Annotated in this window: 11 protein-coding genes and 1 pseudogene; all 12 read left to right on the plus strand. The window is 40.9% G+C overall.

The window, feature by feature from the left end; genetic code table 11:
* Positions 1–133 precede the first annotated feature (133 nt).
* Positions 134–571: a PTS sugar transporter subunit IIA gene (locus JOC28_RS09310; RefSeq protein WP_205010419.1), complete on the plus strand. Its 438-nt coding sequence runs from the start codon at positions 134–136 to the stop codon at positions 569–571.
* A 33-nt stretch (positions 572–604) separates the two neighbouring features.
* On the plus strand, positions 605–1,102 hold the full coding sequence (locus tag JOC28_RS09315; protein WP_205010420.1) for a PTS sugar transporter subunit IIB: 498 nt from the start codon (positions 605–607) through the stop codon (positions 1,100–1,102).
* Positions 1,103–1,151: 49 nt separating this feature from the next.
* Positions 1,152–2,012 carry a PTS mannose/fructose/sorbose/N-acetylgalactosamine transporter subunit IIC gene (locus tag JOC28_RS09320; protein WP_205010421.1) on the plus strand — a complete coding sequence of 287 codons (861 nt, stop codon included), beginning with the start codon at positions 1,152–1,154 and terminating at the stop codon, positions 2,010–2,012.
* Position 2,013: 1 nt separating this feature from the next.
* Positions 2,014–2,856: a PTS system mannose/fructose/sorbose family transporter subunit IID gene (locus JOC28_RS09325; protein ID WP_205010430.1), complete on the plus strand. Its 843-nt coding sequence runs from the start codon at positions 2,014–2,016 to the stop codon at positions 2,854–2,856.
* On the plus strand, positions 2,856–3,149 hold the full coding sequence (locus JOC28_RS09330) for a DUF202 domain-containing protein (protein ID WP_205010422.1): 294 nt from the start codon (positions 2,856–2,858) through the stop codon (positions 3,147–3,149). Before JOC28_RS09325 ends, JOC28_RS09330 begins: the two co-directional genes overlap by 1 nt.
* 657 nt (positions 3,150–3,806) lie before the next feature.
* Positions 3,807–5,780 carry an ABC transporter substrate binding protein gene (locus JOC28_RS09335; protein WP_205010423.1) on the plus strand — a complete coding sequence of 658 codons (1,974 nt, stop codon included), beginning with the start codon at positions 3,807–3,809 and terminating at the stop codon, positions 5,778–5,780.
* Positions 5,780–6,583 (plus strand): ABC transporter ATP-binding protein, encoded by an 804-nt coding sequence (locus tag JOC28_RS09340; RefSeq protein WP_205010424.1) that lies wholly within the window; start codon positions 5,780–5,782, stop codon positions 6,581–6,583. The genes JOC28_RS09335 and JOC28_RS09340 overlap by 1 nt, the downstream gene beginning before the upstream one ends.
* A gap of 201 nt (positions 6,584–6,784) precedes the next feature.
* On the plus strand, positions 6,785–8,167 hold the full coding sequence (locus JOC28_RS09345; RefSeq protein ID WP_205010425.1) for a hypothetical protein: 1,383 nt from the start codon (positions 6,785–6,787) through the stop codon (positions 8,165–8,167).
* Between the two features lie 4 nt (positions 8,168–8,171).
* The gene (locus JOC28_RS09350; RefSeq protein WP_205010426.1) at positions 8,172–8,876 is read left to right on the plus strand and encodes an ABC transporter ATP-binding protein; all 705 of its coding nucleotides are present in this window, start codon (positions 8,172–8,174) and stop codon (positions 8,874–8,876) included.
* 101 nt (positions 8,877–8,977) lie between these two features.
* The gene (locus JOC28_RS09355) at positions 8,978–10,534 is read left to right on the plus strand and encodes a type I restriction-modification system subunit M (RefSeq protein ID WP_205010427.1); all 1,557 of its coding nucleotides are present in this window, start codon (positions 8,978–8,980) and stop codon (positions 10,532–10,534) included.
* On the plus strand, positions 10,524–11,531 hold the full coding sequence (locus tag JOC28_RS09360) for a virulence RhuM family protein (RefSeq protein WP_205010428.1): 1,008 nt from the start codon (positions 10,524–10,526) through the stop codon (positions 11,529–11,531). Before JOC28_RS09355 ends, JOC28_RS09360 begins: the two co-directional genes overlap by 11 nt.
* A gap of 133 nt (positions 11,532–11,664) precedes the next feature.
* A pseudogene (locus tag JOC28_RS09365) lies at positions 11,665–11,980 on the plus strand (hypothetical protein); the annotation flags it as partial.

The raw sequence follows: 11,980 nt of genomic DNA on the forward strand, positions 1-11,980 counted from the left end.
TTAACAAGACACCTCTACTTTAGCATAAAGAAAAAGTAGTGAGTACTCTCTCCCGTCGGAGATTTCCTCACTACTAATCTTAGTATGTTTTTGTAAAATTAAGACAATAAAACAAAAGGAAGAAGGGAATCAAATGAAGTATCTACTTCTTGTAAGTCACGGTGGTTTTGCTGAGGGGCTCAAGACCTCGTTAGCTATGTTTGCTGGTGACAAGATGGAACAGGTTATTGCAGTTGGTTTGCGTGAGGGAACAGAAGTTTTCGCAGCAGATTTCAAAGAGGCAATTTCAGTTGTGACAGATGAGGATTCTGTGATTGTATTGGCAGATATTGTCGGAGGAAGTCCTCTGACAACGGCTCTCAGTGTTCTGGAGGAAAGAGGCTTGCTCAGCTCTGCGATTGTACTTGGAGGAATGAATCTTCCCATGGCGATCACTTCGGCTGTCATGAAGGATATGTTGGATGGCGATGACTTTGTTCAGGCTGTTCTGCCAGAAGCTCAAACAGCCCTGCAAGAATTTAAGGTGGCTTCATCAGATGATGAAGAAGCCGATGATGACGATGATATTTAATAGCTTTGCTAATGTAGAAAAAGGAGATTAAAAATGGTAGTTTCATTTGTACGTATCGACGACCGCATGATTCACGGTCTTATCACAACTCGCTGGGGAAAAGAACGTCCATGTGACGGTATTATCGCTGTTAATGATAAGGCAGCAAGCAACAAAGTTTTGAAAGAAGCCTATAAAGCAGCGGCAGAAGGTAAGAAAACCTTTGTCTGGACCCTAGAACACTTCAAAGAAGTTCAGGATAAGGTGCTCAATTCAGATACACGTTACTTCCTTATCACAAAAAATCCTCAAGACATGAAGGAAATCTTGGTAGACTGGGGCTTTAAACCAAGCGATGTTAAAACAGTTAACGTAGGACCAGCCAATGACCGTGACGGTTCTATCAAACTTGGTGATAACCAATCCTTCACTCAAGAAGAAGCAGAGTGCTTCCAAGCTATTGAAGCAGCAGGTTACACAGTTGACTTGGCTCTTCTTCCTGACCAACGTTTGGGTGAATGGTCTAAATTTAAAGGAAAATTCGAATTCTAAACAGAGATTTTTGAAAGAATTGATGTGACGTATTTAGGAGGAGAGTCTGATGACAATATCTATTTTTCAGGCAGCTATTTTAGGATTATTTGCCTGCCTATGTTCTAATTCCAATATGGCTGGTCAAGCCGTAGGGAACTACACAATCGGTCGTCCCTTGGTTGGTGGCTTGGTCTGCGGGATCGTCCTTGGAAATATTCCTTTGGGAATTGCCTGTGGTGCAGCTATGCAGTTGGTTTACATCGCCCTTGTAACACCTGGTGGAACTGTTTCTGCCGATGTTCGTGCTATTTCTTATATCGGTATTCCGCTTGCTATGGTTGCCGTAGCTTCTCAAGGACTTGATGCTAATGGAAGTACAGCTTCTGACCTTGCAAAATCAATCGGTACCTTGGTAGGTACTGTTGGTACTGTTATGTACTATGCAGTCGCTACTCTCAACCTTGTTTGGCAATCAATCGGTTGGAAAGATGTTAAGAGTGGAAAACTCGATAAACTCTATGCTGTAAACTTCGGTTTCCCATGGATTTCACATGCCTTGTTCTCATTCTTGCCAACACTTTTGTTTACTTACTTTGGTTCAACTGCCGTAACTGCCCTTCGTGATGCCCTTCCAATGGATGGGGTTCCAATGAAAACGCTCTTTACAGTAGGTGGTATGCTTCCTTGTGTGGGTATTGCTATCTTGCTTCGCCAGATTGTTAACAAAGCGACTGACTTTATCCCATTCCTTGTTGGTTTCACACTTTGTGCATCACTTGGTTTGAACTTGGTATCTGTAACTGTCGTTTCAATGCTCTTTGCAGTTATCATGTATGAAATTGAAATGTCTAAAGGGTCTCGTGTTCTTGTAAGCTCAGGAGGCTCATCTGGAGATTTTGATGACGATGAAGAAGAGGAGGACATCTAAGATGGCGGAAGAAAATGTAAAAAAATTAGATAAAAAAACGCTAAGCAAATCATTCCACCTCTGGTTCTGGGGTGCCCTCACTTGTTTCTCACAAGAGCATATGCAGACCTTTGGTTACTTGTCATCAATGCTTCCAGTCTTGAAGAAACTCTATCCTAATCAAGAGGATCAAAATAAGGCGATTCAAGCCTATACAGCTTTCTTCAATACCAATCCAATGCTTGGTTCAGTGATTGTTGGTATCACAACTTCTATGGAAGAAGCGCGAGCTAACGATAAAGGTATCGATGGCGATACAATCAATGACATGCGTGCTGGTTTGATGGGACCTGTTGCCGGTATCGGTGACTCCCTGATTGATGGTACCTTGATTCCAATCCTTTTGGGTATCTCTCTAGGGATGTCTCAAAATGGTTCACCAGTAGGGGCAATCTTCTACATCATCGTTTGGAGTTTGCTTGCTTACTTTGGACAACGCTTCCTCTTCTTCCGTGGCTACCAATTGGGTGACCAGGCTGTTAGCTTCCTTGTCGGAAAACAAGGCGCAGCAATTCGCCGTGCTATCGGTATCATCGGTGGGATGGTTGTCGGTGGGGTCTTGGCATCATGGGTTAGCGTGACAACATCACTCCAATTGAAAAATACCAACGGCAAGGTCTTCCTAGATCTTCAAAAACAATTTGACAGTATCTTCCCAGGACTCTTGACCGTTGCTGTGACAATCTTCTGCTGGTGGTTAATGTCTAAGAAACACGTGTCTGCTATCTGGACTATGGTTATCTTGGTTGTTATCTCACTTGTCGGTGTTCTACTCGGTTTCTTCAATCCAGGACTTTCATACTAATGACAGAACAAGAACTTATTGCAGGCTACGAAGAAGAAGTAGCCTACCAAAAACACATGCTTCGCAACCTTAAATATTGGTATAATCTCTTATTTATCCTTGCTGGTCTAGGGCTCCTTCTGATCTATTTCTACCATAAGACAAATTCCCATCTTTTCCTTGGAGGATGTCTCTTGACCGCACTTAGTATCCTAGGTATGATGCTCTTTAGCTATGGGATCTACCGAGGACGTCAAAATGCCAATCGTTTGATTGATGATTTGGAAAATAAGCTCCAGCAGATGCACAGCTAACTGTTAACTCCTTAAAGGTCTCTTCCTAACCTTTGAGGAGTTTTTGCTTTGCGGAATTGTCTGAATTTTAAAAAAGTATTGACAGTTGTCCTAAATAGGGGTAAACTTAAACTAATCATAAACAAGGAGGCATGAAATGTTAAGACAGACGTCATTACGAGAAGAACTTAATACTTATTACTACTTTGGTTTCTTTAGATAGACGTTTGTATTAGTGAATCAGATACAAGCGTCACCTATGTTTGTATCTATGAAGCTAAAGCATTTTATGATGGACCTAGCCGATTAGATCAGAATCTAACTGGTTAGGATAAGAGAGCGCAAGCTCTTTTGTGCAAGGGTAAGAGCCAGTTAGAGATTATCTAGCTGGTTTTTTGTTTTGTGATCTTCTTAAAAAGAGACTGGGCAAAAAGTCCAGGAACTCATAATTTTTTGTAGTCTGATTTGCAAGACGCAGTGGTTGAGTGGGCTCTAATTCGTTGATGAATCAACTCTTACAGCCCTACTCAACTGTGCGGAGGTGGGAGTGAAACAGTCTGGGGATAGACTGTTTCAGGTCAGCGACCTAAAATGAAGACTTGCTGAAAAATCGAGTTCCTTCGGAATTACCGATTTTTGTCCCACTCTCATCAAAAAAAGGATTGTGGAGGAAGGAAAATGAAAAAGATCCTGACAGTCATTGCTGCAACAGCGATGGCAGTGCTTGTTCTTGCGGGATGTTCGTCGCAGACAAGTAATAGTAATGATGTGACCCATATCGGTATTCTCCAATATGTGGAACACGAATCACTCTCAGCAGCGCGTGAAGGTTTCGTTGCTGAATTGAAAGACGAGGGCTACGAGGACGGTAAAAATATCGTCATCGACTATGAAAATGCCCAAGGTGACCAGTCAAACTTGCAGACTATTGCAACCAGTCTCCTGTCTGAAAATGACATTGTCCTAGGAATTGCGACACCAGCAGCCCAGTCATTGACAAACTTGACAACAGATGTACCTGTTCTCTTTACAGCCGTAACTGATCCAGTCTCAGCTAAATTGGTTGAAAGCATGGAAAAACCAGGTGGTATGGCAACAGGTACCAGTGACATGTCTCCGATTGCTAAACAGGTAGAACTTTTGAAAAAAGTCATGCCTAATGTTAAAAAAGTCGGTATCATGTACACAACCAATGAACGTAACTCAGAAGTTCAGGTTGAAGAGGCAGAGAAAGCCTTCAAAGAGGCAGGTATCGAAACACTTGTCAAAGGGATTTCATCAACTAATGATGTCCAAGACACAGCGAAGAGCTTGATGAGCCAGACAGAAGTGCTCTTTATCCCAACAGATAATACAATCGTGTCAGCCATCTCCTTGGTTACTGATCTCTCAAAAGAAACGAAGATTCCAGTCGTAGGTGGTTCAGCAGACGTTGTTGATAAGGGTGTTCTCTTTACCTACGGTGCCAACTATGAAGCGCTAGGTCGTCAGACTGCCAAACTTGCCATCCGCATCATGAATGGTGAGGACGTTAGCAACGTTGCTGCTGAATATCCAGAAACACTTGACGTTGTTGTCAACGAAGATATGGCTAAGACACTAGGTATCGATGTCTCATCAATCACATCAGAATCGTCTGAAACGACTACAACTGAAAGTGAAGAGACAACAACGACAGCATCAAGCACAGCTGCTAAGACAAGCAGCACAAGCTCATCAACATCATCAAGTTCAAGTTCATCAAATGGTTGGCTTGACATTGTCTTGTCAGCGATTTCTCAAGGTCTTCTTTGGTCTATCATGGCTATCGGTGTTTTCATCACCTTCCGTATCTTGGACTTGGCTGACTTGACAGCTGAAGGTGCCTTCCCATTGGGTGCAGCTTCAACAACTATTATGATTGTCAACGGTGTCAATCCTCTACTTGCCACAATCGGTGGTTTTGTAGCTGGTATGCTGGCCGGTGCAGTTTCTGGTTTCATGCACACCAAGATGAAGATTCCAGCCCTCTTGACGGGTATCATTACCTTGACAGCCCTTTACTCAATCAACCTTTTGGTCTTGGGTAGCTCAAACGTTTCCTTGTCAGGTCAGACAACTCTTGTCACAATGGTCATGGGAACTGGCTTGTCTAAACTTTACAGTGTTATCTTGATCGGTTTGGTTTTTGTTGCCTTTGTAATTGGTCTTCTGGTTGTTCTTTTGAACACACAGATCGGTCTTGCCCTTCGTGCAACAGGTGACAACATCGCTATGGGTGAAGCCAACGGTATCAAGGTTGACCGCATGAAGATTTTGGGTTACATGATTTCTAACGGTCTTATTGCCCTTTCAGGGTCACTTTTGGCGCAGAATAATGGCTACGCTGATATGAACATGGGTACAGGTACCATCGTTAACGGTCTTGCCTCAATCATCTTGGCAGAGGTTATCGTTAAATACTTGCCACTCGGCAAACGTCTCTGGTCAATCGTCCTCGGTTCAATCTTGTACCGTCTGGTCTTGGTAATCATTCTTGCCATGAATGTGGATGCGCAAATGTTGAAACTAGCGTCAGCTATTCTCCTTGCAATCATCCTCTATGTGCCTGAGGTTCGTAAAAAATTAGGTGTAAGACCTTCAAAAACATTGACTCCAGGAGGTAAAGACTAATGGCATTGCTTTCGTTAAAAAATATTCAAAAAACCTTTGAAAAAGGAACTATCAATGAAAATCCAGTCCTTCGTGGCTTGGACCTTGATATCGAACAAGGCGATTTTATCTCTGTTATCGGTGGTAACGGTGCTGGTAAGTCAACCTTGATGAACTCAATTGCAGGTGTGGTTGAGATTGACAAAGGAGATATCTTGCTTGACGGTCGCTCAATTCGTAAAGACTCGGTTGATGTCCGTTCTAAAGATATCAGCCGTGTTTTCCAAGATCCTCGTATGGGAACAGCCACTAATCTTTCTATTGAAGAAAATATGGCTATCGCCTACCGTCGTGGTAAGAAGCGCAGCTTTTTCAAAAAATCAATCACAGAAGAAGAACGCAAGCTCTTCAAGGAGGCCTTGGTTGGTCTAGGACTTGGTCTTGAGGACCGTATGAAGACTGATGCTAACTTTCTTTCAGGAGGGCAACGTCAAGCCTTGACCCTTGCTATGGCGACTCTAGTCCGTCCTAAAATCTTGCTTTTGGATGAACACACAGCCGCTCTCGACCCTAAAACCAGCGACATGGTCATGAACTTGACTCGCAAGGTCGTTGAAGAACAAGAGTTGACAACCCTCATGATTACCCACAACATGGAGCATGCCATTGAATACGGTAACCGTTTGGTCATGCTCTATCACGGTAAAATCGTCGTTGATGTGCGTGGTGAGGAGAAGAAAAACCTCACCGTCGCACAGCTCATGGACCTCTTCCATAAAAACAGTGGCCAAGTCCTCAATGACGACGCCCTCGTTTTGGGATAAAAATTTATCTGATTAAAAATTATTTCAGAATCAGCCTGATTTTAAAGTGATGTCACTTCATGGTGGACATCACTTTTTTGTTGAAAAGAAAACTGGATTAATTCTGTTTTAAAAAATTGCAAATATTCAAACTTTTAACTCTTATGTGGTATGATTATAGTGTAAAAGTAGGGAGAAGAGAGTATGTAAAGGAGACTTGAAATGGATATGAAAAGAGTTTTATTATACAGCTACTATCAGATACAAAATCAACTGAGAGGAATGTCACTCACGCTTAAGGCTTTCTGGGTGCTGGACTGGTTTGACAGCTTCTTGCAACCACTCTTTTTCGCCCTTATCTTTTTTGTGGTCAATCCCAGCAATCAGATGATTTTCTTCTTTGGTTTTCTCCCCTTGCTGTTTAATAGTGTCAATGGTTTGGACGTGACACAGAGAATCTTGTCGGATAGGGCTAGCAAGAGAAGTTTTCAGCTTGTCGGCTTTTCAGAGAAAGAATACGCTAGGGGAAATGATATTGTCTCTTCTATGCGAGTCTTTCTATCTAACCTGATTTATTCTTTGACGATTTTACTAATTTCCTATTTTCAATATCCTCAGCTCTTTTTACCAATTCTTCTTATTGATCTATGCTTGCTGGCGATTCAGCCGCTTGTGTTTATTTGGAGATACCACTTGTTGGCTATCCCTGGCAATCTTTTAACTCTTGTGTCTAAGTTTCTGACCTTTCAGACCATGACGATTGTCGTTTTGATTATTAACATCAGACGACTGCTAGATGTCGATTCTAGGTTATTCGTTCTTGTTGCGCTGCTGTGCTTACTTGTGCTTGGTCTTGTCTTCTTCTTGAAGCGCCTTATAGTCAAGGCAGAGGTGACAAACGCACCACTTCTAATGGAGTTCAAGATTGCTTTGAATGAGAATGGTTCTGCACCCTTGGCTATACTACTGATTCCCATAGCTTGTCTCTTCTTAGCTATTTATCTAACAGTCAAAATCAGGACAGAAATTCCCTTGACTGACAATCAAAATCATTTTAATGTCATTGGGCTTGCCTACACCTACCTACCGCTAGCCCTTCTAATGATCATACAGATTGGTCTTATCTACTATTACAGTTACGATTTAGAAGGAGAACGGATGCGAAGAGAAAGGTACATGGGTGACTTTATCCGCTACAAGGTTAGGAACAAGCTCTACCTTGCTTACGTCTTAAGTCTTCCATTCTATGTGATTTATCTGATTAGCTTTCTGATTTTTTGTGCAACGAGTTTGGAGGAGACTTTGGCTTATTTGTTTGCCTATACCTTCGGATTTGCCTTACAGCCACTCTTTTTCTTCTTCACCAGCCTTCTTTTTCCAAAACAAAAGGAGACTCTCTTAGGACTGGATCAGGGGACAAGTAATCTTGCCCAGTATTCAGCGATAGTGATATCTTTAGGCACGTCCATGATAAGTGCTTATTACATGGCAAATACCAGATCCTTCTTCTCTCTCAATACGTTTTATATGCTCCTTATTTTTATAGTGCTTGTTCTGGTTTTGAGAGTTCTTATGGAAAGAAGAATCGTGCAGTTGGAGGAATAATATCATGACTATCTTATTAGACTGCCAAAATATCGGCAAAAAATATGACAATTCTGATTTTGAATTGAAAAAGATCAGTTTTCAAGGAGAAGCAGGAGAGATTATCGGTTTGATTGGACAAAATGGAGCAGGTAAGACCACCTTGTTTAACTTGATTTCCAACCTGACTCCTAGAGACAGTGGGGAGATTTTCTATTGCGGTGAGCCAGTAGGGACCTCTTTTTACAGGAATGACATTGGTTATCTATCTGACCAGTTTAGTCTTTACAGTTTTTTGACCATCAAAGAAAATCTTGATTTTGTTATCAAGGTGAGACATCTGGCTATCAGCCGAGAGGAGATTGATGACCTTCTTTCAGACTTTAATCTCTTGGATGCCAAGTACAAGGCTATCAATCAGTTATCCAAAGGGATGAAGCAAAAGTTCAATTTTATCATTAGTATCTTACATCGACCTAGAGTTCTGCTTTTGGATGAGCCTTTCGATGGTTTGGATCCACAGCAGATAAGAGCTATGCAGGAGTGGATTCGTCGCTTGGCGGCAGAAGGCACCTGCATTCTCCTGTCGTCTCACATCTTGGACTTCATCGACCAACTGTGCCATAGAATTCTCTTTATCAAGAAGGGACAGTTGGCTCAGGTCATTTCTCAAGTGGATGGCAAGACGAAGAAGGATTTGGAGCTGCTCTTTTCTGAAGATAGCGATTGATGAACTGGCTTTGCTGGTAATAGCTTTGCGGAGAGTTGGTCTGGTTTTCTGTTAATGTAGAACATGTTATAATAGTAAGACTAATAATAGGAGTAGTGGTAATGTCAGAACAAGCGCAAAGGCAGGAATTACATGCCAATATATGGAAAATTGCAGATGATGTTCGTGGTGCTGTTGACGGGTGGGACTTTAAACAATATGTTTTAGGTATTCTCTTCTATCGTTTTATCAGTGAAAATTTTGTTACCTACATCGAAGGTGGCGATCCAGAAGTCAATTATGCTTCATTTCCAGAAGAATTAATCACAGAAGATATCATAGATGATGCGGTTAAAACAAAGGGATACTTTATCAAACCAAGTCATCTTTTTTCAAATGTTGTAGCCTCTGCAAAGGATAACGAAGACCTTAATACACAATTAAAGACAATCTTTGACGCTATCGAATCAAGTGCCGTTGGCTATGCTAGTGAGCATGATATTAAGGGTTTGTTTGATGATGTCGATACAAGAAGCAATCGCTTGGGGAATACTGTTGCTGAAAATAACCAACGTTTAGTAGCTATTTTAGAAGGAATTGCTAGTCTCAATTTTGGTAGTTTTGAGGATAACCAGATTGACCTCTTTGGTGATGCCTACGAGTATCTCATTTCAAATTATGCTTCCAATGCTGGTAAGTCAGGCGGAGAATTTTTCACTCCTCAGTCTGTTTCAAAGTTATTAGCTAAAATTGTTATGCTAGGAAAAGACGAGAAGAATAAGATTAACAAAATCTATGATCCAGCCTGTGGATCAGGTTCTCTTCTCCTTCAAGCTAAGAAACAATTTACGGAGCATATCATAGAAGATGGTTTTTACGGTCAAGAAATCAATATGACGACTTATAACTTGGCACGTATGAATATGTTTTTGCACAATATCAACTATGATAAATTTGATATTCAAAGAGGGAATACACTACTAGATCCTAAACATGGTAATGATAAGCCTTTTGATGCTATTGTTTCAAACCCACCTTATTCTATTAAGTGGGTTGGTAGTGATGATCCAACTCTTATCAATGATGACCGCTTTGCACCAGCAGGCGTTTTGGCACCTAAGTCTAAAGCTGATTTTGCCTTTATCATGCACAGTCTGTCATACCTATCTTCAAAAGGGCGCGCTGCGATTGTTACTTTTCCAGGGATTTTTTACCGTGGTGGTGCAGAAGCTAAGATTCGTAAATATCTCATTGATAGTAATGTTGTTGAGGCTGTTATCCAACTGCCTGATAATCTCTTTTTTGGAACATCTATTGCAACTTGTATTCTCATCTTGGCTAAGAATAAGCCAACAACGGATGTCTTCTTCATAGATGCTAGTAAGGAATTCAAGAAGGAAACCAATAACAATGTGTTGACATCTGATAACATTGAGCGTATTTTAAAATCTTTTGATAGCAAAGCATCAGAAGATTATTTCGCCTTATCAGTAAGTCAGGAAAAGATTGCTGAAAATGATTACAATCTTTCTGTTTCCACCTATGTCGAAAAAGAAGATACTCGTGAAAAAATTGATATTAAGGTGTTGAATCAAGAAATTAAAGAAACAGTCAAGAAGATTGATCAGTTACGAGCAGAAATTGACAAAATTGTTGAGGAACTAGGATATGACGAATGATGTGATTATTTATCGAACTGATGACGGTAAAGCAAGTATTGAATTGCATTTAGAAGATGGAACAGTTTGGCTAACTCAGCAGGAATTGGCAGAGCTTTTTCAAACATCTAAGCAAAATATCAGTAAGCATATCAAAGCGATTTTTGAAGATGAAGAATTAGATGAAAAAGTGGTTGTCAACTATCGGTTGACAACCACTCAACATGGCGCTATTAAAGGGAAAACACAGTCTCGTCAAACAGCTTATTATAGTCTGGATATGATTCTAGCTATCGGCTACAGAGTGCGCTCACCACGTGGGGGACAGTTTAGAAACTATGCCTCTACCATCCTTAAGGAATATTTGATTAAGGGCTTTGCCATGGATGATGACCGTTTGAAGAACCTAGGAGGCGGTCGTTATTTCAAAGAATTACTTGAAAGAATCCGTGACATCCGTTCTAGTGAAAAGGTGTTTTATCGTCAGATTTTAGATCTTTTTGCCACATCAAGTGATTATAATGCCAAAAGCAAAGAGGCGCAGGCTTTTTTTGCAACAGTTCAAAACAAGATGCATTATGCCATCCATCATCATACGGCTAGCGAGTTGATTTATAACCGAGTAGATAGCGAAAAAGAATTCTTGGGTTTAACCACTTTTAAGGGAGAACTACCAACCTTTTCGGAAGCTCAGGTAGCTAAGAATTATCTATCTGAAAAAGAGTTGAAAGGACTGAACCAGCTGGTTTCAGGATATTTAGACTTTGCTGAGAGACAAGCCATGCGTGAACAAGTCATGACCATGAAAGATTGGGTTACCCATGTGGACAATATTTTGACTGCCACAGGTGAGGATTTGTTGACAGATAAAGGGAAGGTGTCTCGAAAACAGATGACTGAAAAAGTCACTGCAGAATACCAAAAATATCAGTCGAAAACACTTAGCCAAGTGGAAAAAGACTACCTTGATCAGATTAAAAACTTAGAGCATCTCGCACAAGAAAAGGGGACAGAATGACGAAAATAGATGAATTACTGAAAGAACTCTGTCCAGATGGTGTGGAATGTTTGAACAGTCAGGGGAGTGACTGTTCAAAGTTGGGAATAAGGAAAGGCAGCCGCCTTTCTACCGCAGTAGTTGGGAGAGGTAGATGATGACTTATATTGATGAATTACTTAAAGAGCATTGTCCAAACGGTGTGGAGTGGAAAGAGTTGGGTGAGGTTTGTGAGTTCATTAGAGGGAACGGACTTCAAAAGAAAGATTTTGTTGAAAAGGGATACCCTGTTATTCATTATGGACAGATTTATACATATTATGGAAGATATGCAGATACTACGAAATCTTATGTCAACGAAGAAACATTTATAAAACTAAAAAAACATACTAAGATTAGTAGTGAGGAAATCTCCGACGGGAGAGAGTACTCACTACTTTTTCTTTATGCTAAAGTAGAGGTGTCTTGTT

The sequence above is a fragment of the Streptococcus loxodontisalivarius genome (genome assembly GCF_016908645.1).
Taxonomy (GTDB): domain Bacteria; phylum Bacillota; class Bacilli; order Lactobacillales; family Streptococcaceae; genus Streptococcus; species Streptococcus loxodontisalivarius.